Source organism: Pseudomonas sp. SWRI77 (assembly GCF_014269105.1).
Taxonomy (GTDB): Bacteria; Pseudomonadota; Gammaproteobacteria; order Pseudomonadales; family Pseudomonadaceae; genus Aquipseudomonas; species Aquipseudomonas capeferrum.
The window spans coordinates 134,983-159,712 of sequence record NZ_JABWRV010000002.1 but is presented as its reverse complement, the minus strand read 5'-3'; the positions used below and the strand labels follow the sequence as shown (position 1 = coordinate 159,712).

Sequence of the window (24,730 nt, the reverse complement as noted above, 5' to 3'; positions counted from 1 at the left end):
ATCGCCGCTCAGGCGGCGTTCTTGTTCTGTTGCTTGCGCGCATAGGCCACGGCGGCCTCGCGCACCCAGGCACCGTCCTCGATGGCTTTGCGCCGGGTGGCGACACGCTCCAGGTTGCACGGGCCGTTACCCTTGATGACTTCGTAGAACTCGTCCCACTGGATTTCGCCGAAGTCGTAGTGGCCGCGGGCCTCGTTCCACTTCAGGTGCGGGTCGGGCGCGGTGCAGCCGAGCAGTTCGAGCTGTGGCACGGTCTGGTCGATAAAACGCTGGCGCAGTTCGTCGTTGGTCTGGCGCTTGATCTTCCAGGCCATCGACTGGGCGCTGTTGGGGGAGTGCTCGTCGCTTGGGCCGAACATCATCAGCGACGGCCACCACAGGCGGTTGATGGCGTCCTGGACCATGTCCTTCTGCGCCTGGGTGCCGTGGCGCATCATGGTCAGCAGCAGCTCGTAGCCCTGGCGCTGGTGGAAGCTCTCTTCCTTGCAGATACGGATCATGGCGCGGGAGTAGGGGCCGTAGGAGGTGCGCTGCAGCACCACCTGGTTGACGATCGCGGCGCCATCGACCAGCCAGCCTACCGCGCCCATGTCGGCCCAGCTCAGGGTCGGGTAGTTGAAGATGCTCGAGTACTTGGCCTTGCCGCTGTGCAGCTTGGCGATTTCTTCGTCGCGGTCGGCGCCGAGGGTTTCCATGGCGCTGTACAGGTACAGGCCGTGACCAGCTTCGTCCTGGATCTTGGCCATCAGTTGCAGCTTGCGCTTAAGGCTTGGGGCGCGGGTGACCCAGTTGCCTTCGGGCAACATGCCGACGATTTCCGAATGGGCGTGCTGGGAGATCTGCCGGATCAGGGTCTGACGATAGGCCTCGGGCATCCAGTTCTTGGCTTCGATCTTGATCTCGGCGTCGATCTTTTCCTGGAAGTTGCGCTCTTCAGGCGACATCTCGTCTAGCGACTTGACGCGTTTTACACCGGTTTCGACTAGCTGTGCGTACATGTTCTGACTCCTGCCTCAGGGCTGGGTGGGGCATGAGTCATTTATAAGCGATACAAAACACAACATCAAACAGATTATTGGGTATCGGATAATATTTTTGTATCGGATTGCCGCAAAGAAGTGCCCACAGCGGCTGCTATGTGCTTGTCGGGAGATAGGGTGATGGCGGCTAGGTGCCTGTCTTGGGTTTGGAGGTGGGGCGGAGATCGAGCGCCGCCCGCGCGGCGCTCGATCTGATGGGCGCTGAAAATGCCAAGCCAAGCACCTGGTGGCCCCGGGGAAAAAGGATTCAGCGCTGAACGATCAGCCAGCCAAACGCTTGTCGTAAACGTGGCATGCCTTGCCTTCGGAGCGCTTGAGCGTGCCGCAAGGCTGCAGCCGCACGTGGGTGCTGATGCCGATGTAGGTCTTGATTTGCCTGCTCAGCTCAGCCACCACCAGTTTGCGCTGCGCCTCGTCGAGTGCCTGGCACTCGCCACGCAACTCCACGTGCACCTCGACACTGTCCAGGTTGCCATTGCGATACAGGTGTATCTCATACAGCTCTGAAAGCTGTTTTATTTTAAGCACCTGCTCTTCGATCTGCGTGGGGAACACGTTGACCCCGCGGATGATCAGCATGTCGTCACTGCGCCCAGTGATCTTGCCGATCCGCCGCATCGGCCGCGCCGTACCCGGCAACAGGCGTGTCAGGTCGCGGGTGCGGTAGCGGATCATTGGCAGCGCTTCCTTGCTCAACGAGGTGAACACCAGTTCGCCCAGTTGCCCGTCCGGCAACACCTCACCGCTGACCGGGTCGATGATCTCGGGGTAGAAGTGGTCTTCCCAGATGGTCGGCCCGTCCTTTGTTTCCAGGCATTCCATGGCCACCCCTGGCCCCATGATCTCCGACAGGCCATAGATATCCAGGGCATTGATGCCCAGGCGCTGCTCGATCGAGCGGCGCAACTCGTCGGTCCACGGCTCGGCGCCGAAGATCCCCAGGCGCAGCTTGAGGTCGTGCGGGTCGATACCCTGGCGTTCGATCTCGTCAGCCAGGTTGAGCATGTACGAGGGCGTGACCATGATGATGTCAGGCTGGAAGTCACGGATCAGTTGCACCTGCTTCTCGGTCTGGCCGCCCGACATGGGGATCACCGTGCAACCGAGCCGTTCGGCACCGTAGTGCGCGCCCAGGCCGCCGGTGAACAGGCCATAGCCATAGGACACGTGCACCTTGTCCCCCTTGCGCCCGCCGGCCGCGCGGATCGAACGGGCGACCACGTTGGCCCAGGTATTGATGTCGTTCTGGGTATAACCGACCACGGTCGGCTTGCCCGTGGTGCCGCTGGAGGCGTGCAGGCGCACCACCTCTTCCTGGGGCACGGCGAACATGCCATAGGGGTAGTTGTCGCGCAGGTCGTTCTTGCCGGTAAAGGGGAACCTCGCGAGGTCTTCCAGCGCGGTAAGGTCGTCTGGGTGGGCGCCGCACTCGTCGAAACGCTGGCGGTACAGCGGTACATTGTCGTAGGCGTGCTTCAGGCTCCAGCGCAGGCGGTCCAGCTGGTGCTGGCGCAGCTCGTCGACACTGGCAGTCTCGATCGGGTCAAGCAGGGCGCGGTCGGCATCGTGGTACATGTTCATGGCTTCACTCGAATTGTTCTTGTACGTTGGCGCTAAGGCCTTGAGTGTCATGCGGGCAGCATACTGCCCGTGTCGTGTTCAGTCTCAGGCCATTGGTCTGATGTGCTCAGAGGCGCTCGATGACCAGGGCAATGCCTTGGCCAACGCCGATGCACATGGTGCACAAGGCGTAGCGGCCGCCGCGTTCTTCCAGCTCGTGCAGGGCGGTGGTCACCAGCCGTGCGCCGCTCATGCCCAGCGGATGCCCCAGGGCGATAGCGCCGCCATTGGGGTTGACGCGCTTGTCGTCGTCAGCCAGGCCCAGCTCGCGCAGCACTGCCAGGCCTTGGGCCGCAAATGCTTCGTTCAACTCGATGACGTCCATGTCGGCCAGGCTCAGGCCGGCCTGCGCGAGTACCTTGCGGGTCGCCGGGACCGGGCCGATGCCCATGATGCGCGGTTCGACCCCAGCGGCGGCCATGCCGAGGACCCGGCCGCGCGGCTTCAGGCCATGGCGGCGGGCCGCATCAGTGCTGGCCAGCAGCAGGGCGCAAGCGCCGTCGTTGACGCCTGAAGCGTTGCCTGCTGTCACGCTGCCGCCTTCACGGAACGGCGTGCCGAGCCTGGCCAACTGGTCCAGGGTGGAGTCGGCGCGCGGGTGCTCATCATGCTCGACACGCTTGGCCGGGCCTTTGCGCTGGGCGATCTCGACCGGCACGATCTCCCGTGCCAGCCGGCCCCGGGCCTGGGCGGCGGCCGCCTTGTGCTGGCTGCGCAAGGCGAAAGCGTCCTGGTCTTCGCGCGAAATACCGAACTGCGCGGCGACATTCTCGGCGGTCTCGGGCATCGAGTCGATGCCGTACTGCGCCTGCATCAGTTTATTGACGAAACGCCAGCCGATGGTGGTGTCGAACAGCTCGGCGCTGCGGCCGAAGGCTTGCTCTGACTTGCCCATGACGAAGGGTGCCCGCGACATCGACTCGACGCCACCGGCCAGCATCAGCCCGGCCTCGCCGCAGCGCAGGGCGCGGGCGGCGCTGCCGACGGCATCCAGCCCGGAACCGCACAGGCGATTGAGGGTGGTGCCCGGCACGGCATCGGGCAGGCCGGCGAGCAGGCTAGCCATGCGTGCCACGTTACGGTTGTCTTCGCCCGCCTGGTTGGCGCAGCCGAGGATCACGTCATCAATGGCGGCCCAGTCGAGTTCGGGGTGGCGGGCCATCAGCGCCCTGATCGGCACGGCCGCGAGGTCGTCGGCGCGCACGCTGCTCAGTGCGCCGCCGTAACGGCCGATTGGCGTGCGCACGGCGTCGATGATCAACGCCTGGTCGAAGGTCTGGTCAGTCATCCTGGGTCTCCTGCGGCAACACCGTGCCGCGCACTTTGTAGGATTTTCCGTGGAACAGGGCAATCAGTTCGCCACGCTGGTTTTCCAGGCGTACGTCATACAGGCCGGTGCGGCCCTTGCGGGTGATTTCGCTGGCGGTAGCGGTGAGCACGTCCTGCTCGAAAGCCGGTGCCACGTAGTCGATGCTGCAGTTCAAGGCCACGGTCGCTTCGTCGTAGCTGTTGCAGGCGAAGGCAAACGCCGAGTCCGCCAAGCTGAACAAGAAACCACCATGGCAGCTGCCGTGGCCCTGAATCATGTCGGCGCGCACCGGCATGCTCAGGCGGGCCTGGCCGGGGCCGACGTCGAGCAGCCGAGCGCCCAGGGCCTGGGTGGCGCGGTCGCGGGAAAACATTGCATCGGCGCAGGCGCGTGCCAGTTGCTCGGGGGTACGTTGGGCTTCAGTCATGCAGTCGGCCTCCTTGGGCATGCACGCGGCGCAGCAGCAGCGAAGGGCGGTAGCGGGTCTCGCCGTAGCAGCGCTGCAGGTTGTCCAGCACGCGCAGGGTGTAGCCGATGCCGATCTGCTCGGCCCAGGCCAACGGCCCGCGCGGGTAATTGACCCCGGCGCGCATGGCCAGGTCGATGTCGGCTGCCGAGCCTACGCCTTGCAGCACGGCATCGGCAGCTTCGTTGGCGAGCGTGGTGACGGTGCGCAACACCACCAGGGCCGGCAGATCGGCGACCAGGCAAACCTTCAGGCCCGCCTGGCGCAGTAACGCCACGGCCTGTTCGCGCGCCTCGCGGGTGGTGTCGGGGCAAGTGCTGATGGCAATCCGTTCGGCCTTGTTGTAGTCCAGCGCGAGGTCCACCAGCACCAGGTTTCGCAGCCCATCTTCACGCGCGCGTTGGCTGGCCAGGCGGCCGTCAGACAACGCCAGGGTGGCATCACCTACCCGCAGCAGGCCGCTGCCCGGGCGCTCGGTGACCTGGATGCCGCAGGCCTGGATGCGCTGCAGCAAGGGCTGCATCACGCCCAGGCTGCCTTCGACCACGCAGCACTCGACACGCGCCGCGCTTTGCACCTCGGCGGGCTGCGGCCGCAGCGCACCTTCGCTGTAATCGTAGAAACCCTGGCCGCTCTTGCGCCCAAGACGGCCGGCATCCACCAGCTCTTTCTGTACCAGCGAGGGCTGGAAGCGGAAGTCACCATAAAAGGCGTCGAACACCGAGCAGGTCACGGCGTAATTGACATCGTGGCCGATCAGGTCGGTCAGCTCGAAAGCGCCCATGCGGAAACCACCGGCGTCACGCATCAGCGCATCGAGGCTCGCGCAATCAGCGGCGCCTTCCTGGTACAGGCGCAGGCTCTCGGCGTAAAACGGCCGCGCCACCCGGTTGACAATGAAGCCCGGCGTCGAACGCGCATGCACCGGCTGCTTGCCCCAGGCCATGGCCGTGTCGTACAGCGTGGCGGCCAAGGCGGGGGCGGTGGCCAGGCCTGAAACAACCTCGACCAACGCCATCAACGGCGCAGGGTTGAAAAAGTGCATGCCGATCACCCGTTCGGGCCGCCGCAGGCCGGCGGCCAGGCTGGTGATCGACAGCGATGAGGTGTTGCTGGCCAATATGCAGCTGTCGCTGCACAGGGCTTCGAGCTGCTGCAAGAGTGCCTGTTTGACCTGCAGGTTTTCGACGATCGCTTCGATTACCAGTTGCGCATCGGCCAGTGCTTCGAGCGTTTCCACGGGCCGCAGGCGCGCGCTGATCGCCTGGCGTGCGGTAGCGTCGAGCTTGCCTTTTTCGACCAGGCGGCCGAGCTGGCGGTCGATGCCTTGCACGGCCAGGGCCGCAGCGCCTGGGCGATTGTCATACAGGCAAACCGGATGCCCCGCCTGGGCGGCCACCTGGGCGATGCCGGCCCCCATCGCACCGGCGCCGATCACCGCGACCTGGGCGTTACCGTTAAGTGCACTCATGTCAGCCCCCCTTGAAGGCCGGTCCGCGCTTGGCCATGAACGCCGCGACGCCTTCGCGGTAGTCCTCGCTGCGCCCGGCCAGGCGCTGCAGGTCACGCTCAAGTTCGAGCTGCTGGTCAAAGTGATTGTCGTAACTGGCGTTAAGCGCACGCTTGATCAGGGCCAGCCCGTAAGTCGGCTGGGTCGCCAGCTGGCGGGCGAGGGCCAGCGCCTCGTCACGCAGTGCGGCGTCGTCGACCACCCGGTGGATCAGGCCCCATTGCTCGGCTTTTTCCGCACTCAGGCGTTCACCGAGCATGGCTAGCGCCTTGGCCCGAGCCATGCCGACCAAGCGCGGCAGTTGCCAGGTACCACCCGAGTCCGGCACCAGGCCGATCTTGCAGAACGCCTGGATAAAGCTGGCCGAGCGGGCCGCAAGCACCAGGTCACAGGCCAGCGGAATGTTCGCGCCCGCACCGGCCGCCACGCCGTTGACCGCGCAGATGACCGGCATCGGCAGGTCGCGCAGGGCGCGCACCAGCGGGTTGTAGAACGCCTCGATGGACTCGCCCAGGTCGGGCACTTGCGCGCCAGGCGCGACGTTGCGGTCAGACAAGTCTTGCCCGGCGCAAAAGCCACGCCCTTCGCCAGTCAGCAGCAACACGCGTACCTGCGGGTCTTGGCGTACCTGCTTGAGCGCCTCGCGCACTTCCTTGTGCATCTGCGTGTTGAAGCTGTTCAGCTGGTCAGGCCGGTTCAGCGAGAGGAGGGCGACACCGTCCTCGATGGAAAACAGGATGTGCTCGAAAGCCATGACAGGCTCGCTCCGTCAGTCGGTAGGGAAGAGGGGGTTACTGGCCCAAGAAGTGCGCCGGGCGTTTTTCCTGGAAGGCGCGGATGCCTTCGTCGCGGTCGACGGTACCGGCCAGCAAGGTGAACGCGTGGCGTTCGAAGCGCAGGCCGGTGGCCAGGTCGGTGTCCCCGGCCTTGAGCAGGGCTTCTTTGGCCAGGCGCACGGCCAGCGGTGCCTTGCGGGCGATGCTGGCCGCCACTTGCAGGGCGCGCTCGACGGCAAGCTCGGGCTGCGTCAGCTCGCTGACCAGGCCGGCCTGCTGGGCCTGCCGGGCGGTGATCGGCTCGCCGGTTAGAACCATCTGCATGGCCAGCGGCTTGCCGACCGCGCGCAACAGGCGTTGAGTGCCGCCCGCACCGGGGATGATGCCGAGGTTGATTTCGGGCTGGCCGAAGCGTGCGTCTTCGCCGGCGATGACGATATCGGCGCACATCACCAGCTCGCAGCCACCGCCCAGGGCGAAGCCGTTGACCGCTGCAATCAGCGGTTTGGCAAAACTGGCGATGCGCTGCCAATGGGCGACACGCGGGTCATTGAGGATGCCGACCAGGTCGCGCTCGGCCATTTCACGGATGTCGGCGCCGGCAGCGAAGGCCTTGCGGCTGCCGGTGAGCACTACGGCGAGGGTTGCCGGGTCGCGCTCGGCACTTTCCAGCTCGGCCGCAAGCTCGGCGAGCAGTTCGGTACACAGCGCATTGAGGGCTTCGGGCCGCTGCAGGGTGATCAGGCGGACGCCGTCCTCAGGCGCCTGCACAACGAGATAGCGAGGCATGTCGGTTTCCTCAGGCTGCACGCACGGCACGTGGGCCGGCATTTATTGGAATTGTCTGCAGGGGCAGGGGAAAACGCTGAGGCCTGCCCGGGTGAGGTCCAGTATATGCCTTATCTGATACATAACGGCAATAGCAAAGATTGCATTACGTGTCCCTTAGTGCGAGAAATTCCTTCCAGTCAGGCCCGGATTAGGCTTTTAAAGCCCAGTAAATACAGCGTTAAAGTCAAATTTTATGGGCTGAGAGGTGCACCTCGAAAAGCGATACAAAGAATCAGCAATTGACGGTTACATTTATCGTGATACATGATCGCCTCACTAACTGAATCATTTTGAGAGGTGTGACATGCCTTGCTATCGGCTGGACGGCCTGACCCCCGTGATCCACCCAACGGCGTACGTACACCCGACGGCCGTGCTGATCGGCGATGTGATCATCGGCCCGCAGTGTTACGTCGGCCCCCTGGCGTCATTGCGCGGCGACTTTGGCCGCATCGTGCTGGAGGAGGGTGCCAACCTGCAGGACACCTGCGTGATGCACGGCTTCCCGGGCGGCGATACGGTGATAGAGCGCCATGGCCATGTGGGCCACGGCGCGGTTTTGCACGGCTGCCGGATAGGCGCCGATGCCTTGGTGGGCATGAATGCGGTGATCATGGACGGCGCACACATCGCGCCACGCTGCATCGTCGGCGCCACGGCCTTCGTCAAGGCTGGGTTCGAATGCCCCGAGCAGAGCCTGGTAATGGGCGCGCCGGCACAGGCCAAGCGTACCCTCAGCGATCAAGAGGTCGCCTGGAAGCAACGCGGCACAGCCGAATACCAGCGCCTGGCCCAGCGCTGCAGTGCCGCCCTGGTCGAATGCCCGCCCCTGAGCGAAGTCGAGGCGCAGCGCCCACGCATGGGTGATTGCGGCTTTCGCCCCAAAGGCGAGGCGCAGGCATGAGCCTGGTGGTGACTGGCAATGGCCAGGCGGCACGGCGGGCAGGTATAGTCGGGGCTCCATCGGCTTACAGTTCCCTCATGAGCAGCCTTGCCCCCCTCAATACTTTGATCACCCGCTTCCAGGAGCAGACGCCGATCCGCGCGAGCTCGCTGATCATCACCCTGTATGGCGACGCCATCGAGCCGCATGGTGGCACGGTCTGGCTGGGCAGCCTGATCAACCTGCTGGAGCCGATCGGCATCAACGAACGGCTGATCCGCACCTCGATCTTCCGCCTGACCAAGGAAGGCTGGCTGACCGCCGAAAAAGTCGGCCGGCGCAGCTATTACAGCCTCACCGGCACGGGCCGGCGCCGTTTCGAAAAAGCCTTCAAGCGTGTGTACAGCGCGAGCCTGCCAGCCTGGGACGGCGCCTGGACGCTGGTGTTGCTGTCGCAGCTGGAGGCCAGCAAGCGCAAGGCCGTGCGCGAGGAACTGGAGTGGCAGGGCTACGGCGCCATCGCCCCGAACGTACTGGGCTGCCCGCGCGCTGATCGTGCCGACCTGGCGACCACCTTGCGCGAGCTGGACGCCACTGACGACAGCATCGTCTTCGAAACCCACACCCAGGAAGTACTAGCCTCCAAGGCCATGCGCGCCCAGGTGCGGGAAAGCTGGCGGATCGAGGAACTGGGTGAGCACTACAGCGAGTTCATCCGCTTGTTCCGACCGCTGTGGCAGGCGCTCAAGGAGCAGAAGGAACTCGATGCCCAGGACTGCTTCCTGGCGCGCACCTTGTTGATTCATGAGTACCGCCGGCTGCTGCTGCGTGACCCGCAGTTGCCGGATGAGCTGCTGCCTGGGGATTGGGAAGGCAGGGCTGCTCGCCAGTTGTGCCGTAACCTCTATCGGCTGGTGTGGGGCAAGGCGGAAGCGTGGCTGGGGACCGCACTGGAGACGGCAGATGGGCCGTTGCCGGATGTTAACGAGAGCTTCTACAAGCGGTTTGGTGGGCTGGGCTGAGTCAGGGCAACGCATAAACCTTGAACAACCGCCTGGCCGTGTCGCTCACACCGTCGAGGTATTTGACGTAGGCCTGCTCGATTTCGCCCGACCGGTACATCTCGCTCAGCACCGTATCGACCAGCAACCGGAAGTCATCATCGCCGCGCGCGATCATCAGCGAAACCGGCGCATATTCGTAGATTCGGTCGAGCAGCAATAGGCTGCCGTCCGGATAGCCCGACGCGATGTGGGTCTTGAGCAGGATACGGTCGGCAAAGAACGCATCGGCACCGCCCTCGGCCACGCGCCGTACGCCTTCCTCATTGCTCTTGACGCTAACCAAGGTCGCGATCACCCCAAGCAGCCGCATCTGCTCGCCAACCCACTGCTGCGTGGCACTACCCGCCAATACGGCATAGGTCTGCTTGGCCAGGCCCCGATTGACCGTGGCGCGCCAGGTCGGCCCGTCATGCGCCACCTCACCGTTGAGCGCCTTGAGTAACGGCTCAGGTGACTGCTTACGGACCACGGCCGAGAGCCCCGCGGTATACACCGGCAGCGAAAAGCTCACTGCTTTGCGCCGCTCCAGCGTCTGCGGTGTCGGCGTGCAGAGGATATCGACTTTGCCCGAGCTGACCGCAGCAACCGCTTGGGTAATTTCCACGGGCTGAAACCGCACCTGCAACGCGGGTTGCTGCAGTTCGGATTTCACCCGTTCACTGATCTTCAGACAAAGATCAATGGCGTAACCCTCGACGGTGTCGCCGTTCAGGGCACTGAACGGTGCTGACCCAGGCAGGTAGCCCAGCGTCAGGGTATGACTGCTGCGCACCCGCTCCAGGGTATCGGCCCAGGAAACAACCGAAACACCAGAGAGCGCACCCGCCAGCAGCAGACGCAAAAGCTTCGCTGATAACGACTTCATTGCTCGCGCCCTCCGCTCAGGCCGTCAGTTGGCGAGTAGACAAACCGCTTGGCGAGAAACCCGTACAGCAGGTAGCCAAAGGCAAGCACCAGCAACCCGCCAAACAAGGCCTCCATGCCGCAGGCATATAGCGCATAAAGCGAGTAGGACACGGCAATCAGCAGCACAACCAGGTTGCGCGAGTACACCGTTGGCGAGACGTTGGCCTTGTACATGATTACCAGTAGCCCGGTCAGCGCTGTCACGTAGGGGATCAGGTTGGTCACCGCAGCAAGGTTCACCAGCTTGCTGAACTGCGCACTGGCATTGGGTGAAATGGTCGAAACGGCCATTGCAGTCTGCAACAGGCCACAGACGATCATGCCAATAACCGGCGCCCCAAACCTGTTGAGCTTGCTAAACAGCTTGAGAAAGAGGTTCTGGTCGGCGGTCATCTTGGCGGTCTGGGCCAGGGTGAACTGCCAGCCCAGCAGTGAGCCGACACAGGCCATGACCGCCAAGGCCATGACAATATTGCCCACCAGCGGGCTGAACATCTTCGCGTAGACCAGCGCGAAAGGCGCTGACGCGTTGGCCAGCTCAGCGTTGGGGATGATGCCCTGGATGACCGTGGTCGAAAGCACATAGACCACCGCCGCCCCCAGGGTGCCGAAGAGGCACGCCAGCGGCACGTCGCGCTTCGGGTTCTCGACCGCATCAGACGCCTGGGCTGCCGACTCCATGCCGAGAAAGGCCCACAGGGTCAGCGGTATGGCCTTGCCGATGGCCTCGGAAAGCGGCAACGCATTGGGGTTCCAGGCGGCCTGGAGCAGGTCGGGCTTGAACCAGAACCAGCCGATGATACTCAGCCCGGCAACGGGGATGATGACACCCCATACCGTGATCGCACCGATCTTGCCGGTGATGTTCGGGCCGCCAAAGTTGGCGACGATGGTTAGCCAGATCAGCCCCACGGTGCCGATGAACAGCGGCACGGCACCGGTACCCAACCAAGGCACGAACGCGGTCATGTAGCCCACCGCAGAAATTGCCACCGCCACGTTGGCGATCGCCAGCGACAGAAAGTACAGGTAGGAGCAGAGAAAGAAGCCTGATTTTGCGTGGGCTTCTTCGGTGTAGGCCGACAAGCCGCCAGAGCGCGGGCAGAAGATCCCGCATTGAGCAAAACAGTAGGCAATGGCCATCGAACCAATCGCGGTGAAGGCCCATGACAACAGCGACACTGCGCCCAGTTGCGCCATGTTGGTCGGCAGCATGATGATGCCCGACCCCATCATGTTGACCGTCACCAGCGTAGTAAGGCCCATCAGGCTCATCTTCTTGCGTGGGTCCGTCATCGCAAACTCCCTTTCAAGGCTTGCTGGCTGGCTGCGGATGTTCTGGCTTGGCAGGGTCGGCGTACCACTGCTCCCTTGGCACCCACTTGGCCTGCAATGGGTCGCCGAGGTAGTGGGGCGACATGATCTGCACGCCGTACTCGTTGAAAACGTCCTGGATATTGGCGTGCAGCAGGCTGAGGAGGAGGGCGCGTGGCCTGGGCTGCGACGGAACGGCCTGGGCCACTAGGCGGTACTCCGGATAAAAATCCGACAGCGCCGTCTGGAACACCTGGGGTTCGGGCTTTGCCAGTACGCCATCGGTACGCCTGGCCGCCTCCAGCAACATCGCTTCGACCTGCCGCCACGGCGTGTCGTAGCCGATGGTCACCACCGTATCGACCACATAGCCTGGCCCCTCGACGATGCGTGAGTAGTTTTTCGTCACGGTGCCCGTGATCATCGAATTGGGCAGCGTCAACACCTCGCCAAGGCCGGTGCGGATGGTGGTGGTGAACATACCCACCTCGGTCACCGTGCCCTCATAGTCGCCCATGCGCACGAACTCACCGGCGCGCAGCGTCCTTGTATAGGTGAGAATCAGCCCGGCCGCCGCCTGGCCGACGACACTGGTGGCACCGAGCGAAATCATCAGCCCGAGCAGTACCGACAGGCCCTTGAAGGCATCGGTGCCAGAGCCAGGTAGGTACGGGTAGGCCATCACCAGCGCAAACAGCCAGATCGCCAATGATGTCAGGCGCATGGTGGGCTGCAGGGTTTCTTCGTTGAGCCACTTCAACGTGCCCGGCCGTGCCATGCGCCGCAGCACCCGCTTGGAAAACGCGCTGATACCGCGGGCAATGAAGAAAATCGACAGGGCAACGGTAAGCCCGGGGATGGCGTGAAGGATGCCGCTGACCAGATAGCTGACCAGCTCCATCAGGTAGACATTCAGGCTTTCGCCCCACGCCCGGGTGTAAGGGAACTGCGACAGCACGAAGCCCAGCCACTGGTAGCAGAGCAACAGCAACACCAGCCAGTACACCAACCACAGCGAACGATCGGCCAGATAGTAAAGGTTCTGCAGGTCGAACAGGGGTGTTTGACCCACCCTGAAACGCTCGGAATGCTTGCCCATCAGCCTGGGCAGCAGCCCCAAAAGCTTTCGCCGCACACCTCGCGCGCCCTTGACCAGAAGCATGAACACCAAGGTGGCCGCAGCCGAATAGCCGACGGCATTAAGGAGAAAACGCACGCTGCGCGCCTGGCGTGTTTCCTCGACTACCAGGCGCAGGTTCTCTGCGGCCAGCTCGGCGGCTTCGCGCGCGGTGATATCGTTGGCGGCGGCGTCCTGCGGCGTGACAATGAACGCGCGCCGATCGCCCAGCAGTACCAGGTAACTGTTCAGGATAGCGTCGATTCTGATGCCTTGGTCATCTTCATCCTGCAACGCTTCTTCAATGGCCGACTTGGCCCGCAGTGCTCGAACCTGTGGTGTTTCACCCAGCAGGGTGGCACGAAAGACAAATACCGTGCGGTTGATGATCTGCAGTGCTGCAGGCTCAGGGGTGGCAGCATCGGCTGCCGTCGCCGAAGGCTCCAGGCCCTCTGCATGGAGGAGGGTTGAGCACAGCATCTGCACCGCCAGAGCCAGCCAACACACTTGCCTGAATCCACGCATGATCCTCATGCTTCGCTCCCCTGCGACCCGACGTTGGGCTGCTTCCAGCATAGTCGGGTTTCTGGCCTGCCCGGTATCACCGACAGGTGACCATCAGCAATCTATAACGTTAATCATGGTGCCCCTTATTAGAGTTAAAGCTTACGATTTCGAGCTTTATGTTCATCGTAACAAGCCGTAATGCGTGCTATGGTTTGCCTTATGAGACTTAATGTTAGTACTGGTAGACTTTATGGATGACTTTTTCCCCGTCGCCTGCGTCGATACTCTCAATAAAATAGGGCTTCTGGTGAAGGCAAGGCGCCTGTCGCTCGGTTTGCGTCAAACAGACCTCACGGCAGCAATCGGCGTCTCCGCGCATACCCTTCGCAAGATCGAAGGCGGCTCCGCACGCGTGGACCTGCGTTCTTTCATGCTGGTGTTATGGCGCCTGGGCATCAGCGACACGGTCTTCGCCTCGCTGGAGGGCATTGAAAAAACCTCCCAGATCACCCGCTTCAGTGATGACGACGATGCCCACCAGCGCCTCGCATCCCGCCGCGTGCGGCTGGCAAAACCCAAGCCCGAGGAATTCTGATGTCCCGTGCCTACATCTATATGGAGCACCCCGAGACGGGTGAGGTCATCACCCTTGGCCGGCTGACCCTCAAAGGCAAGCTCGGTGAGTTCCTCTATGCGCCTGACCATGTGGCGCAGGGCGGCTGGGTACCCGACCCCATCAATTACCCCCTGCGTGCCGAGCCCTACACGGGGATCGCCAAGAACCGCGGCATACCCGGCTTCATCAATGACGCCATGCCTGATGGCTGGGGCGAGCGGCTGCTGCATAGGGCGTACGGCCAGGAACTGGGCACCCTCGATTTCTTGCTCAAGTCACCGAACAACGACCGCGTCGGCAACCTGATGGCCGGCGGCGCAACCACGCCCGCACCTGGCCTGGGCGACGGCGCGGTACCCACCTTGAAAGGCCTGGCGAAATTCGTCGCCGCGTGCGAGGCGGTGTACGACGGCCAGCTCGACGCCGAGTCGGTAGCAACCCTCAACGTCCGCCAACAGCGTTCCGCCCTGGGCGGCGCGCGCCCCAAACGCACGCTGCAGGACAACGGCATGCTGATCCTGGCCAAGCCCCGTGATCGCTACGACCACTACGACCTGCCCTCCATCGAATATGCCTGCATGACCTTTGCAGCAGGGCAGGGTTTGAACGTGGCAAAAACCGCGCTGCATGCCGAAAACCCTTCAACCTTGCTGATCGAACGCTTCGACCGCACGCCAATTGCACAGGGCGCCCGGCGCATTCCCATGCTCAGCGCATTGACCCTGCTGGATTCAGAATGGAACGGCGCACACCATCGGGATTGGCGCTACGCCGCCGTAGCCGATGAAATGCGTCGGCGGGGCGTGCCCGATGCTGATCTGCAGGAGCTGTTCAAACGCATGTGCTACAACGCTCTGGTGGGGAACTCTGACGACCATCCACGCAACCATGCAGTGATCTGGGTGGCAGGCGGGTGGCGTCTGTCGCCGATGTACGACGTACTGCCCATGCTCGAAGAAGGGCCGGCACAAACCTTGGCCATGGCTGTTGGCCGTGAGGGCAGCCAGATCAGTCGCGCAAACCTGCTCAGCCACCACGCTCACTTTGCCCTGACGCGGGAGCAGGCCGAGCAAGTACTGGAAGAAGTGGCGGGCTGGGAGCCGGCATTGAAGGCGCATTACCAGCATTTGCTTGCGGGGGAAGACCTGAGGATGGCGTGTGAGGCGGCGAGTTCGGTGCGGATGCTCAGCTGAGCGAGTACGGACTGTTTAATCATTAAAAAACCCAGCAGCAGGTACCTGGCTTAGCATTTTCGGCGCGCGCCAAACGGTAGCTGTTCGGACTGATGTATCAGATCAACAACGCAAGCCATAGCGTGCCAAGAATGACGAGCTGAGCCGGAATGAGGTGGCGAGCGAACGAAGATCCGCCGCCGCTCCATGCCAGTACGCATTTGGTCACGGTATTCCCTGTGAGCGCCATCATTGCCGGTAACATCAGGTCGGCACTTTTCAGCTGGCCTGCAGCAACGAGCGAAGCGACCGAAGCAGTTGCGGCATGCGCATCGCCCAAGCCACTGATAAAGGCAGCAATGCTGACCCCCTTGTGACCAAGGTGCTCGAGCAGAAACGCCGAAAACAATGCAATGCAGGTAATCGCTAGCGTGATGAGCAGTGCTGTGAACAGGCTGAAAGCACCGCTGCCAGGCTTGGTCGTGGGGCCGGCTGGCACAGGGCGCCAAGGCGCCAGCAACAGCACGCCGTAAATGAGCGTGACCAGTATACCGAGACCTATAGATGGCCAGAAAGGGCGCAGCAAGCGCACGTCGACAACGCCAAGCACCAAACCAAACTGGACAAGGGTGGCGAGGTTGGACAGCACCGCCGCAGCGGCGAACGCGCGCATGAACGTGTCCTGCTTTCGTGCTTGATGGCCAAGCACGGCAATGGTCGCCGAGCCAGAGGCAAACCCGGATGCGATCGCACTCAGGGCCAAGCCATAGCGTGGCCCCAGCAGGCGCATGGCGATATGCCCTAGCGCACCGACTGCCATCAGTAACACGACCAGCGTGCAGATCACCCGCGGGTTCAGTACCCCGTAGGGGCCAATGAACCGGTCCGGCGTCAACGGCAGCACAACCAGCGCTACTGTGAGGAGCAACAAGCCATCGCGCAGTTCGGCCTCGCTTAGTTGCTGCAGCACGAAACGGTGAAGCTCACGCCTGAGGGCCAGCAGTATGGTGAGTACGATACCGATGGCGGTTGCCAGCTCGGGGTGTTCGACTGTCAGGCCTCCCAACACCAACACCAGCAGCAAGGCGATTGCGCTGGTAATGTCCGAATCTTCGTCGGGTTTTGTGCGGTGGTAAATGGCCAACAGCAGCGCTATGCCCACCAATGCAACGCCGACCAGAACCGGGCCAGCCATTACATGGCAGACATAGCCCATCAGGGCGGTGATTGCGAAGGTTCTCAAACCCGCTGCGGCGGGAGCCTCACTGTTGACCTTCTTGCGCTCCCGCTCAAGGCCAACCAGCATGCCGATGCCCAATGCCACGGCCCCGTGAGCCAAGTTCACCAGGTCGAGCATCAGGTCTGCACCGGGGCGATGGCAAAGCTGCCTTGGGAACCCAGTTCGAGCGCGATCAGCGCTGGCATGTCGAGGATCTCCACCCGCCGGCCGTGCAGTTTGACGATACCCAAACTGCGTAAGTGAGCGACCGAGCGGCATATGGTTTCCAGGCGCAGCCCGAGGTAGGAGGCGATGTCTTCGCGAGACATGCGCAACACGAAACCTTGGGATGAATAGCCGCGGCTGACGAAGCGGCGGGAAAGGCTTAGCAGGAAACTGGCAAGCCGCTGCTCGGCAGAGAGGTTGCAGAGCATCAGCACGCGCTCATGCTCGCGGATAATCTCCCGGCTCATTAGGCGGTTCAAGCTCTGTTGCAGCGCGGGGAAATCACGCGCCAGGGCTTGCAGGCGATGATAGGGCACCGGGCACACTTCGCTGTCTTCCAGGGCGATGGCATCACAGACATGAAGCTCGGTGGCTATGGCATCTAGCCCCATTACGTCCCCTGGCATCCAGAAGTTGATGATCACACCCTGACCTTCGGCGTTGTTCAGGTTCGTTTTGAAGCTGCCTGAGTGCACTGCATACAGGCTACTCAAGGGCACATTTGCGTTGAACAGCGCAGCCCCCTTCCTGACCCGGATACGAGGGCCGATCAGTGTGCCGAAATAACTGTTGCATTGCATGGGCAAACCCGTGGGCAAACACAAGCCGCTGACCCGGCACTCACTGCACGAGCATGTCAGTGGTTTGAAATGGACGGGCCGTGGTTTGCACGTTGGCGCAGGCTGCCCGAGCAGCTGAAAGTCGGTCAGGCCCGACATTTCATGCCTCCTTCGCAGGTCTGAAAGCGACGGTGGTGATCTTGTACAGTGAATGAGGCGCGTTGAGGCGGGCGGTCAGCACGCCCACGAACCGTTCGGCTTCAATGGGTGTTCTGAAACTCACCCGCCACTCGTCCATGTGTACCCACCAGCGATTGTCGTTGGCGCTTTTCTCGACGTAGACGTTCATCGGAACCTCCAGTGCATGCATGAGCAAGGGACTGCCTATCGATAGGGGGCAATGGCGTCCTTGCCGACGGCGTGGCGAGGTTCAGGGCGTGATCGCCACCTTCATCACGCCGTCGCGCTGGTTGGCGAACAATTCGTAGGCAGCTTCGATATCATCGAGCCGGAAACGGTGGGTGACCAAGGGGGAAACGTCGACGCGGCCACTGGCAACCACCGCCATCAACCGGCGCATCCGCTCTTTGCCGCCGGGGCACAGTGTGCTCACGATGCGGTAATCGCCAAGGCCGGCAGCGTATGCATCCACGGGGATGCGCAGGTCGGCGTTGTACACGCCCAGGCTGGACAACGTGCCGCCGGGGCGCAGCACCCGCAGTGCCCATTCGAAGGTGGCCTGGGTGCCCAGCGCTTCGATCGCTACATCTACGCCACGGCCATCGGTCAGCGCCATGATCTGCGCCACCACGTTGCCTTGCTTGAAGTCGACCACGTGTGAAGCCCCCATTTCGCGTGCCACGCTGATGCGCGCCGCCACGGTGTCCACGCCGATGATGGTGGTGGCACCCAGCATTTTGGCGCCGGCGACCGCGCACAGGCCGATCGGGCCCAAGGCGAACACGGCGACGGTATCGCCGATTGTCACGCCCCCGCGTTCTGCACCGGAAAAGCCAGTGGACATGATATCGGGGCACATCAGCACGTGTTCATCGTTGAGGCTGTCAGGAATGGGGGAGAGGTTGGCCATCGCGTCCGGCACCCGCACGTATTCAGCTTGGCAACCGTCAATGACATTGCCGAACTTCCAGCCACCGATGGCCTTGAAACCATGCGCCGTTCCGGCGCCGTCCTGGGCGCCACAGCCACACAGGCAGGCATTGCTGTAGCCGCTTGGGGTGATGGCGCCAGCGATGACGCGTTGCCCTTCGTGGAATCCGCGAACCTCTGAGCCCAGTTTTTCGATGACACCCACTGGCTCGTGGCCGACGGTCAGCCCTTTGGCCACTGGATACTCGCCACGCAGGATATGCACATCGGTGCCACAGATCGTCGTGGTGCTGATGCGCATCAGCGCATCTAGCGGGCCGATCTCAGGGATGGGCTTGTCTTCCAGCACGATGCGGTTCTTTTCGACATAAATGGCCGCTTTCATGAGTGCCATGGCATGCCTCCGGGGCATCGCTGATTGTTAGCAGCGTGCGCCTAAAAAGCGTGTAAGTCTTGATCCGTGTCAATTTTGCGTCAAACGGCGGCAGCCGTTGATCAGTGCCCTCTGACTTTTGATAAACATCAAACCGCACAGGCGCCGCTGTCAGATCATCAAGGTACTCATCGAGCCCGCAGAGGTGTGCCATGACCAACCCGCAACGACTTCTTCTGATCGCATCGCCCTTGATGCGCCGCACGCCGGTTTATGACCGTGCGGCGGCCCTGGCCAAAGCCAAGGGCATGCCATTGCACATCGTCGCCTTTGACTACCTTGAGGGCCTGGCCACTGCCGGCCTGGTCAACGACCAGGCGTTGGCGGTCATGCGTGAGGGCTATGTTCAGCAACACCGTGCCTGGCTGGAAACCCAGGCACTGTCGATGCGCCGCAACGGCGTGACAGTAACCACGGAGGTTTTGTGGGTGCAAAATCCGCTGGACGAGATCCAGGTGCATCTGCGTGAGCAGCCGTTCGCCCTGCTGATCAAGGGGCTGGAGCATGAGCCGTGGTGGATGCGAGCCATGTTCACCTCGCTCGACGTGCAGTTGCTGCGCGACACCCGAATTCCCCTACACCTTGTACACAACGCCAGCAATGCCCTGCCGCGGCGGATACTTGCAGCGGTTGACCTTTCTCGCCCGGAGGATCAGTTCGAAGGCTTCAACGACCATATCATCAGCGAAGCTCTCAAGATGGCCTTGCAATGCAACGCCCAGATCGAACTGCTGTATGCCTACGATATGAGTTCCATGTACCTGGACACCGAAGGCAGTCGGGAACATTCATTCCTGTTCGATTCGAACCTGTCACGGACACTTCACGAGGCTCAGGCCGATGCCTTCCAGGCATTGGCCGAACGCAACGGGATCCCCGCCGAGCACCGCCACATGCGGGTGGGGGACCCGACCAAGGTGCTGGCGCTGTTCATGGACAACAACGATATCGATGTGCTGGTGATGGGGAGCTACCACCATCATGGTATCGGCTGGTTTATCGGCAGTACGGCCGAGCGCATCCTGCATCGGCTCCGCAGCAGTGTTCTGGTGATCTCGCCCGAGCATTCGCAAGGTTGAAGTGCAAGGCCCGCAAGGGCCTTGTTTCAGGCGCGCAGGTCAAGCTCATGGAGGATTTCGCTGACATCGCCGCCCAGGTAGCGCGAACTGAAGCCCAGCGCCTTGGTCAGCCGGTGCATGGCGTAGTTGCTCGACAGGTCCCTGGACACCATGCACTGGTAGCCATTGCGCCGAGCTGCTTCGATCAGGTGCTGCAGCAACAGCTTGCCCAGCCCTTTGCGTTGCCATTGTTCACTGACAGCGACGGCACATTCGCAATTGTGGCTACCCGGGGTCGCGGCATAGCGGCTTACGCCAAGCTGATGCAGCTGGCCATTCGCATGGGCCAGCGTTACGTAGGCCATGCGCTGGTGACCGTCAACCGGCATCAACTGCGCGTCAAGGCCGGGCAAGCCACCGCTGAGTCCGGCGAGAAAACGAAAACGCCGGGCCTCATGGCTGATCGTGCTCACAAAGCGTCTGTCCCGTTCGTGATCATCATCGCGCAGCGGGCGAATCAGCACGGCTGTGCCGTCAGCAAGGGTGTCTACCCAGTGTTCGCTTGTGTCTTCGGTTTCCAGCAACTGATTGTTCATAGGGCCTCCAGAGGGCCTGATCAACGTGGGCTGTACTGGTTGTACCGTGAGGCGTCGGTACGGTTCTGACATTGATCAAGTTGGTGCGCGGGTGATGACTTTCTGATCTGCATCAAGCGCTGAAGGGTAGGGCGCTCGAAGATTGATGCTACTTGCCATCGCCGCGTGCGGCCGGAGGTTTCCCATGGGTCAGTATCGACAACTGCTGGTGCTGCTTACAGACATAGACCCGCACTCGGCGGCTCTGCGCCGGGCACTTGCCCTGGCGCAGGTCAGCGGCGCAGCGGTGCATATCGTTGGGCTGTTCGAGCCGTACGAGGCGCATTCTTTACACCAGGAGCGGCTGAACGAAGCCGAGCTGCAGCGCCAATACGGGCTCTATCGCAAGCAGCTTGTGGAACTGGTCGAACATCACCGGTCCAGTAATACCTATCTGACGGTGGATATCGTCAAGGCAGAAGACCTGCGCGACCAGGCAGCCGACTACATCCGCGAGCTCAAGCCCGATATGGTCATCAAGGACACCGAAACAACACCGGCACTGGCCCGGTTTTTCGGCACGCCGCTGGACTGCGCGCTGATGCGATCGTACCAAGGCTTGATGCATTTCGTGCCCCGGGCAGCCGCGTCCTTGCCCAAACGCATACTGATAGCCGTGGACACCGCCTTGCACGATGAACCCGATGCCCAGATGCTATTCAACCGCGCCCTCATCCGGGCCGCCGATGCGCTGGCGCTGCAATGCGATGCGCAGTTGCACCTGCTCTCGGCATATGACCTGGTTGGTGTGTTTGCCCCGGACATGCTGGTTGCGCAGACCTGGGTCGAGGAGATGCGTGATGCCTTGCAGGTGTCCTTCGATGAATTGGCCGATGCCGAAGGTGTGCCCCTCGATTGCCGGCATTTCAAGGAAGGCGGGGCAGTGCACGTGATCCGGGAGCAGGTAGCGGCCCTAGATATCGACGTACTGGTCCTGGGGGTAGTGCAGCCCAAGGGTTTGAGCAAGCTGCTGGGCGACACCACCGAACGTATGGTGAGCGATCCACCGTGCAGCGTGCTGACCGTTCATGCCTGCGTGATCGACACCTGGGAGCCACCGCCATGCAACTGACCTTTTTCGGCGGTACGGGCACGGTGACGGGCAGCAAGTTCCTGCTGACGCGTGATTCGACACGGGTGCTGATCGACTGCGGGCTTTTCCAGGGCTACAAGCAACTGCGCTTGCGCAACTGGGAGCCACTTCCAGCGGCACTGCGTGCGGTCGATGCGGTGGTACTCACCCATGCCCACTTGGACCACAGCGGATACCTGCCGGTGTTGGCGCGCGAAGGCTTCAGCGGGCCTGTATATGCCACCCCTGCGACCTGTGCCCTGGCTGAAATCCTGTTGCTCGACAGCGCCCGGCTGCAGGAGGAGCAGGCCGAACATGCCAATCGTCATGGTTATTCCAAGCATTCGCCGGCTCGCCCCTTGTACACCGAGCAGGATGCCAAGCGCGCACTGCAGCTGTTCAGGCCCGTCGCGTTGCACCATCGCACCCAGATCGCGCCCGGTATCGAACTGTTGCTGCGCACGGCCGGGCACATTCTGGGCGCGGCGACCGTGCAACTGACGGTAGATGGCCAGACGCTGGTGTCATCAGGCGATCTGGGGCGGCCCCACGACCCCGTGATGCGTGCGCCCGAGCTGATCGGTGCGGCCGATGCGCTGCTGGTGGAATCGACCTATGGTGACCGTTCGCACCCTGCTCAGGCTCCGGAGCGTTACCTGGCCGATGTGATCAACCAGACCCTGCTGCGCCATGGCATCACGCTGGTACCGTCATTTGCCATTGGCCGTGCGCAACTGTTGATGTACTACCTGTACACGCTCAAGCGCGACGGGCTGATACCCGACATACCCGTGTATCTCAACAGCCCGATGGCGATGGATGCCACGGCCCTGTACCAACAGTTCAGGCGTGAGCACCGCCTGACGGCGCTGGAGTGCGCGCAGATGTGCAAAGGCACACAGATCATCCGTACGGTCGATGAATCCAGGCACCTGGATCAGCTGCGCGAACCTGCGGTGATCATTGCCGCAAGCGGCATGGCCACGGGGGGGCGGGTGTTGCACCACCTCAAGGCGCTGGCGCCCAATCCTCATAACAGCATCCTGTTCTCCGGCTTTCAGGCAGGCGGTACTCGGGGTGCCGATATTGTTGCCGGAGCGCGCAGCGTGCGCCTGCATGGCGAAGATGTGCCGATCCGGGCGCAGGTCTTTGCCATGGACAACCTGTCGGCGCATGCCGATGCGGACGAAATCATGGAGTGGTTACGCGGGTTCACCCGGCCACCGCGGCAAACCTACGTCATTCATGGCGAACCGCATGCTGCGGACACCTTGCGTCGACGGATAAGCCTCGAGCTCGGCTGGCAGGTGTGCGTGCCCGAGCACCTGGAAACGGTTGCCATAGACCCTGTGCGCTAGCACGGTGCTGGAGGTTCTCATGAATATGCAAGCAAGGGCAAAGCTCAGGGCCTGGGTAACACGTCCCAGGGGCAGCCTTGGATGGATCGCGGCAATTGCCACGCTGGTGGTTGCCGCCTCGGTGTATCAGGTGCTGGGCCCGGCCTGGCGGCTGCCCATGCGTGCCCCGGTCATTGTGCTGGCAGTGCTGGCGCTGAGCGCGGCGGTCGGGTTGGCCGTGCAGCGCTGTTTCAAGGGCGCTGTGGGCGAGACCATTTTTTCCGAGCAGGGCACAGGTTGGCAAGCGAGGCTTGCCTTGATCCGGGGTGTGGCCAGAGAGTCGAACATTATGCTGGGCATGCTGCTACTGTTCGCCGTGCTGGGCATAAGCACACTCGTGCTCGCCAGCCGTTCCGTACAAGGCATTGTGAGCGGGTGCGAGACCCACTTGCAGGCACAGATTGATCTGCCAGAGGATCGAGCGTTCGCCGCACTGGTGGCCAAATCGGTCTGCCAGTGCCTGGCGCAAACGTTTCTGGATCGCAACGGCGTCATCCGGCTGGCCCTGTTCAATACGCCGTTGCTTGAAGTCAGGGCGTTCGAGGGGGTGACCGCGGCCGATGAGCGGCAGTGTCTGGAGCAACTGGACCTGCTGCCGGAGGCCACCGCTGCGGCATCGCCTCAGGCCAGCGAAAGCCGGTGAATCAACTGGCTTGGGTCATCCGGGTCTCTGACGCTGGTAAACCCTGCTGCCTGAGCCAGGTCGCGCATCGCCACATTGGCCGCAGCGTCCATGGAATACATGTGCCGCAGGCCCTGGGCGCGTGCGTGGTCGATCAGGTGCTGGAGCAGCAATGTACCCAAACCGTGACGCTGCCAGCTATCGAGGACGGTGACGGCGCACTCGCATTCTTCACTACCCGATCGGGTCGCGTAACGGGAAATACCAACCTCCTGCAGTTCACCGTCGACATGGGCGAGGGCCACATAGGCCATATGCTGGTCGTGGTCGACGACCATCAGTTGATCCAGCATGGCTTCGCCAGGCTCCGTGAGTTGGCACAGGAAGCGGAAGTGGCGCGACTGTGGCGACAGGCGTTCGATAAAGTTCTTCTCGCGCTGGCGGTCTTTGGGCTGCAAAGGCCTGATCAGCACATGGGTGCCGTTGTCGAGCGCTTCGATCCAGTGTTCGCCGGTGGTGGCAGGAAATGACGCTGCGGCGTGGGGGCGGGGTGTTTCGGCGGATGCCATGGCAAGCCTCCTTATATTTGGGGGTGTACAAAGGAGGTACAGTTTCAACGCGGCGCCTTTTGCGTACTTGATAGTTGTCAATTGCCGCGCTGATTTCCCCACGCCTCGCTACTTGGTCTTCCAGTACTTCTGCATTTCCAGAAACAGAAAGGAGGCCGTCCAGGTGATCATCACCAGGCCCGTCAGCGCCTGCAGGCCTGTAAGGTATTTGAGGTCGCCACTTGGCGCGATATCGCCAAAGCCGATGGTGGTGTAGGTGGTGAATGAGAAGTACACGCAGTCCATGAATGTGCCATCGAAGTTGCCGCTCAGCGTACCCCAGCCTTTGGCATTAGCCATCAGGTAATAGGCCAGGGCAAAGCACCAGACTTCCAGTGCGTGGGCCGCCAACGCGCCGAACACCCCGATGACGATGCGAAACCGGCTCCAGAGCTTGAGCCGCGGTAGCCAGTCGTTCAGGCGTAGCAGGCATTCGTAATGAATCACCACCACCAGCATCACGACCAGCGCGTTGATCAGTGTGACGGTTAACATTGGTGGCTCCCCTGTGGCCCTGACAGAAGTTTGGCCGATAAAGGCCATCGTGTCGGTTCTACGCTTGAACATCACGGGGTGATTGATAAAGGTCAGTCAGTGGCCGCTCTTATCGCGCTGGCTTCTGTCTCCAACGATCAGCACGCGCCCTGCGACCAAGGTCGA

At 62.4% G+C, this 24,730-nt stretch carries 25 protein-coding genes; 8 read left to right on the top strand and 17 right to left on the bottom strand.

What is annotated here, in order from left to right; all coding sequences use genetic code 11:
• Window positions 1-8: 8 nt before the first annotated feature.
• From paaA to paaF, 7 genes are all read right to left on the bottom strand, one after another.
• The gene (gene paaA, locus HU766_RS03145) at window positions 9-998 is read right to left on the bottom strand and encodes a 1,2-phenylacetyl-CoA epoxidase subunit PaaA (RefSeq protein WP_033697905.1); all 990 of its coding nucleotides are present in this window, start codon (window positions 996-998) and stop codon (window positions 9-11) included.
• Between the two features lie 303 nt (window positions 999-1,301).
• A complete protein-coding gene (gene paaK / locus HU766_RS03140) occupies window positions 1,302-2,621 on the bottom strand; it encodes a phenylacetate--CoA ligase PaaK (protein WP_039603753.1) in 1,320 nt (439 codons plus the stop codon).
• A gap of 106 nt (window positions 2,622-2,727) precedes the next feature.
• Window positions 2,728-3,948: a 3-oxoadipyl-CoA thiolase gene (pcaF, locus tag HU766_RS03135; RefSeq protein WP_186653313.1), complete on the bottom strand. Its 1,221-nt coding sequence runs from the start codon at window positions 3,946-3,948 to the stop codon at window positions 2,728-2,730.
• The gene (gene paaI / locus HU766_RS03130; protein ID WP_012314480.1) at window positions 3,941-4,396 is read right to left on the bottom strand and encodes a hydroxyphenylacetyl-CoA thioesterase PaaI; all 456 of its coding nucleotides are present in this window, start codon (window positions 4,394-4,396) and stop codon (window positions 3,941-3,943) included. Before paaI ends, pcaF begins: the two co-directional genes overlap by 8 nt.
• Window positions 4,389-5,906, bottom strand: coding sequence for a 3-hydroxyacyl-CoA dehydrogenase PaaH (paaH, locus tag HU766_RS03125; RefSeq protein ID WP_186653302.1), 1,518 nt, complete (start codon window positions 5,904-5,906; stop codon window positions 4,389-4,391). The genes paaI and paaH overlap by 8 nt, the downstream gene beginning before the upstream one ends.
• Before the next feature lies 1 nt (window position 5,907).
• A complete protein-coding gene (gene paaG / locus HU766_RS03120; RefSeq protein ID WP_186653292.1) occupies window positions 5,908-6,699 on the bottom strand; it encodes a 2-(1,2-epoxy-1,2-dihydrophenyl)acetyl-CoA isomerase PaaG in 792 nt (263 codons plus the stop codon).
• Between the two features lie 37 nt (window positions 6,700-6,736).
• A complete protein-coding gene (gene paaF, locus HU766_RS03115; RefSeq protein WP_095064476.1) occupies window positions 6,737-7,510 on the bottom strand; it encodes a 2,3-dehydroadipyl-CoA hydratase PaaF in 774 nt (257 codons plus the stop codon).
• 346 nt (window positions 7,511-7,856) lie between these two features.
• On the opposite strand from paaF, the gene paaY reads away from it, so the two are divergent.
• Together paaY and paaX are read left to right on the top strand one after the other, a co-directional pair.
• Window positions 7,857-8,456: a phenylacetic acid degradation protein PaaY gene (gene paaY / locus HU766_RS03110; protein ID WP_047583185.1), complete on the top strand. Its 600-nt coding sequence runs from the start codon at window positions 7,857-7,859 to the stop codon at window positions 8,454-8,456.
• Between the two features lie 77 nt (window positions 8,457-8,533).
• The gene (gene paaX, locus HU766_RS03105; RefSeq protein WP_186653285.1) at window positions 8,534-9,457 is read left to right on the top strand and encodes a phenylacetic acid degradation operon negative regulatory protein PaaX; all 924 of its coding nucleotides are present in this window, start codon (window positions 8,534-8,536) and stop codon (window positions 9,455-9,457) included.
• A gap of 1 nt (window position 9,458) precedes the next feature.
• On the opposite strand, the gene HU766_RS03100 is transcribed toward paaX, so the two are convergent.
• The 3 genes from HU766_RS03100 to HU766_RS03090 are packed head-to-tail and all read right to left on the bottom strand — an operon-like array spanning window position 9,459 to window position 13,361.
• Window positions 9,459-10,364 (bottom strand): amino acid ABC transporter substrate-binding protein, encoded by a 906-nt coding sequence (locus HU766_RS03100; protein WP_186653281.1) that lies wholly within the window; start codon window positions 10,362-10,364, stop codon window positions 9,459-9,461.
• Complete coding sequence (gene potE / locus HU766_RS03095; protein ID WP_186653278.1) at window positions 10,361-11,701, bottom strand: putrescine-ornithine antiporter; 1,341 nt, start codon at window positions 11,699-11,701, stop codon at window positions 10,361-10,363. Before potE ends, HU766_RS03100 begins: the two co-directional genes overlap by 4 nt.
• Window positions 11,702-11,714: 13 nt before the next feature.
• On the bottom strand, window positions 11,715-13,361 hold the full coding sequence (locus HU766_RS03090) for a mechanosensitive ion channel family protein (protein WP_238338550.1): 1,647 nt from the start codon (window positions 13,359-13,361) through the stop codon (window positions 11,715-11,717).
• A 232-nt stretch (window positions 13,362-13,593) separates the two neighbouring features.
• Here HU766_RS03090 and HU766_RS03085 point away from each other — a divergent pair, with 232 nt between their 5' ends.
• Entirely contained in the window at window positions 13,594-13,938 is a 345-nt protein-coding gene (locus HU766_RS03085; protein ID WP_186653273.1) for a helix-turn-helix domain-containing protein, read from the top strand.
• A complete protein-coding gene (locus HU766_RS03080) occupies window positions 13,938-15,152 on the top strand; it encodes a type II toxin-antitoxin system HipA family toxin (RefSeq protein ID WP_033697892.1) in 1,215 nt (404 codons plus the stop codon). The genes HU766_RS03085 and HU766_RS03080 overlap by 1 nt, the downstream gene beginning before the upstream one ends.
• 97 nt (window positions 15,153-15,249) lie before the next feature.
• On the opposite strand, the gene HU766_RS03075 is transcribed toward HU766_RS03080, so the two are convergent.
• From HU766_RS03075 to HU766_RS03060, 4 genes are all read right to left on the bottom strand, one after another.
• Entirely contained in the window at window positions 15,250-16,488 is a 1,239-nt protein-coding gene (locus tag HU766_RS03075; protein ID WP_186653272.1) for an MgtC/SapB family protein, read from the bottom strand.
• Window positions 16,488-17,294 (bottom strand): helix-turn-helix domain-containing protein, encoded by an 807-nt coding sequence (locus HU766_RS03070; RefSeq protein ID WP_186653271.1) that lies wholly within the window; start codon window positions 17,292-17,294, stop codon window positions 16,488-16,490. Before HU766_RS03070 ends, HU766_RS03075 begins: the two co-directional genes overlap by 1 nt.
• Before the next feature lies 1 nt (window position 17,295).
• The gene (locus HU766_RS03065) at window positions 17,296-17,484 is read right to left on the bottom strand and encodes a hypothetical protein (RefSeq protein WP_186653269.1); all 189 of its coding nucleotides are present in this window, start codon (window positions 17,482-17,484) and stop codon (window positions 17,296-17,298) included.
• Window positions 17,485-17,565: 81 nt separating this feature from the next.
• On the bottom strand, window positions 17,566-18,639 hold the full coding sequence (locus HU766_RS03060; RefSeq protein WP_186653267.1) for an NAD(P)-dependent alcohol dehydrogenase: 1,074 nt from the start codon (window positions 18,637-18,639) through the stop codon (window positions 17,566-17,568).
• 191 nt (window positions 18,640-18,830) lie between these two features.
• On the opposite strand from HU766_RS03060, the gene HU766_RS03055 reads away from it, so the two are divergent.
• Entirely contained in the window at window positions 18,831-19,757 is a 927-nt protein-coding gene (locus tag HU766_RS03055; protein ID WP_186653265.1) for a universal stress protein, read from the top strand.
• A gap of 26 nt (window positions 19,758-19,783) precedes the next feature.
• Here the strand turns inward: HU766_RS03055 and HU766_RS03050 are convergent, their stop codons facing one another.
• Complete coding sequence (locus tag HU766_RS03050; protein ID WP_186653262.1) at window positions 19,784-20,332, bottom strand: GNAT family N-acetyltransferase; 549 nt, start codon at window positions 20,330-20,332, stop codon at window positions 19,784-19,786.
• A 184-nt stretch (window positions 20,333-20,516) separates the two neighbouring features.
• Between HU766_RS03050 and HU766_RS03045 the strand changes: the two genes are divergently transcribed.
• The 3 genes from HU766_RS03045 to HU766_RS03035 are packed head-to-tail and all read left to right on the top strand — an operon-like array spanning window position 20,517 to window position 23,483.
• Window positions 20,517-21,443, top strand: coding sequence for a universal stress protein (locus HU766_RS03045; RefSeq protein ID WP_186653258.1), 927 nt, complete (start codon window positions 20,517-20,519; stop codon window positions 21,441-21,443).
• Window positions 21,434-22,801: an MBL fold metallo-hydrolase gene (locus HU766_RS03040; protein WP_186653255.1), complete on the top strand. Its 1,368-nt coding sequence runs from the start codon at window positions 21,434-21,436 to the stop codon at window positions 22,799-22,801. Before HU766_RS03045 ends, HU766_RS03040 begins: the two co-directional genes overlap by 10 nt.
• 19 nt (window positions 22,802-22,820) lie before the next feature.
• Complete coding sequence (locus tag HU766_RS03035) at window positions 22,821-23,483, top strand: hypothetical protein (RefSeq protein ID WP_186653667.1); 663 nt, start codon at window positions 22,821-22,823, stop codon at window positions 23,481-23,483.
• Here the strand turns inward: HU766_RS03035 and HU766_RS03030 are convergent.
• Together HU766_RS03030 and HU766_RS03025 are read right to left on the bottom strand one after the other, a co-directional pair.
• The gene (locus HU766_RS03030) at window positions 23,462-24,031 is read right to left on the bottom strand and encodes a GNAT family N-acetyltransferase (protein WP_186653252.1); all 570 of its coding nucleotides are present in this window, start codon (window positions 24,029-24,031) and stop codon (window positions 23,462-23,464) included. The two genes, HU766_RS03035 and HU766_RS03030, sit on opposite strands and share 22 nt — an antisense overlap.
• Window positions 24,032-24,139: 108 nt before the next feature.
• Window positions 24,140-24,565 carry a potassium channel family protein gene (locus HU766_RS03025; RefSeq protein WP_033697881.1) on the bottom strand — a complete coding sequence of 142 codons (426 nt, stop codon included), beginning with the start codon at window positions 24,563-24,565 and terminating at the stop codon, window positions 24,140-24,142.
• Window positions 24,566-24,730: the final 165 nt, after the last annotated feature.

Excerpts from the sequence above, each read along its gene's own strand:
- paaA (WP_033697905.1), bottom strand. The coding sequence starts at position 998 with ATGTACGCACAGCTAGTCGAAACCGGTGTAAAACGCGTCAAGTCGCTA.
- paaK (WP_039603753.1), bottom strand. The coding sequence starts at position 2,621 with ATGAACATGTACCACGATGCCGACCGCGCCCTGCTTGACCCGATCGAG.
- pcaF (WP_186653313.1), bottom strand. The coding sequence starts at position 3,948 with ATGACTGACCAGACCTTCGACCAGGCGTTGATCATCGACGCCGTGCGC.
- paaI (WP_012314480.1), bottom strand. The coding sequence starts at position 4,396 with ATGACTGAAGCCCAACGTACCCCCGAGCAACTGGCACGCGCCTGCGCC.
- paaH (WP_186653302.1), bottom strand. The coding sequence starts at position 5,906 with ATGAGTGCACTTAACGGTAACGCCCAGGTCGCGGTGATCGGCGCCGGT.
- paaG (WP_186653292.1), bottom strand. The coding sequence starts at position 6,699 with ATGGCTTTCGAGCACATCCTGTTTTCCATCGAGGACGGTGTCGCCCTC.
- paaF (WP_095064476.1), bottom strand. The coding sequence starts at position 7,510 with ATGCCTCGCTATCTCGTTGTGCAGGCGCCTGAGGACGGCGTCCGCCTG.
- paaY (WP_047583185.1), top strand. The coding sequence starts at position 7,857 with ATGCCTTGCTATCGGCTGGACGGCCTGACCCCCGTGATCCACCCAACG.
- paaX (WP_186653285.1), top strand. The coding sequence starts at position 8,534 with ATGAGCAGCCTTGCCCCCCTCAATACTTTGATCACCCGCTTCCAGGAG.
- HU766_RS03100 (WP_186653281.1), bottom strand. The coding sequence starts at position 10,364 with ATGAAGTCGTTATCAGCGAAGCTTTTGCGTCTGCTGCTGGCGGGTGCG.
- potE (WP_186653278.1), bottom strand. The coding sequence starts at position 11,701 with ATGACGGACCCACGCAAGAAGATGAGCCTGATGGGCCTTACTACGCTG.
- HU766_RS03090 (WP_238338550.1), bottom strand. The coding sequence starts at position 13,361 with ATGCGTGGATTCAGGCAAGTGTGTTGGCTGGCTCTGGCGGTGCAGATG.
- HU766_RS03085 (WP_186653273.1), top strand. The coding sequence starts at position 13,594 with ATGGATGACTTTTTCCCCGTCGCCTGCGTCGATACTCTCAATAAAATA.
- HU766_RS03080 (WP_033697892.1), top strand. The coding sequence starts at position 13,938 with ATGTCCCGTGCCTACATCTATATGGAGCACCCCGAGACGGGTGAGGTC.
- HU766_RS03075 (WP_186653272.1), bottom strand. The coding sequence starts at position 16,488 with ATGCTCGACCTGGTGAACTTGGCTCACGGGGCCGTGGCATTGGGCATC.
- HU766_RS03070 (WP_186653271.1), bottom strand. The coding sequence starts at position 17,294 with ATGTCGGGCCTGACCGACTTTCAGCTGCTCGGGCAGCCTGCGCCAACG.
- HU766_RS03065 (WP_186653269.1), bottom strand. The coding sequence starts at position 17,484 with ATGAACGTCTACGTCGAGAAAAGCGCCAACGACAATCGCTGGTGGGTA.
- HU766_RS03060 (WP_186653267.1), bottom strand. The coding sequence starts at position 18,639 with ATGGCACTCATGAAAGCGGCCATTTATGTCGAAAAGAACCGCATCGTG.
- HU766_RS03055 (WP_186653265.1), top strand. The coding sequence starts at position 18,831 with ATGACCAACCCGCAACGACTTCTTCTGATCGCATCGCCCTTGATGCGC.
- HU766_RS03050 (WP_186653262.1), bottom strand. The coding sequence starts at position 20,332 with ATGAACAATCAGTTGCTGGAAACCGAAGACACAAGCGAACACTGGGTA.
- HU766_RS03045 (WP_186653258.1), top strand. The coding sequence starts at position 20,517 with ATGGGTCAGTATCGACAACTGCTGGTGCTGCTTACAGACATAGACCCG.
- HU766_RS03040 (WP_186653255.1), top strand. The coding sequence starts at position 21,434 with ATGCAACTGACCTTTTTCGGCGGTACGGGCACGGTGACGGGCAGCAAG.
- HU766_RS03035 (WP_186653667.1), top strand. The coding sequence starts at position 22,821 with ATGAATATGCAAGCAAGGGCAAAGCTCAGGGCCTGGGTAACACGTCCC.
- HU766_RS03030 (WP_186653252.1), bottom strand. The coding sequence starts at position 24,031 with ATGGCATCCGCCGAAACACCCCGCCCCCACGCCGCAGCGTCATTTCCT.
- HU766_RS03025 (WP_033697881.1), bottom strand. The coding sequence starts at position 24,565 with ATGTTAACCGTCACACTGATCAACGCGCTGGTCGTGATGCTGGTGGTG.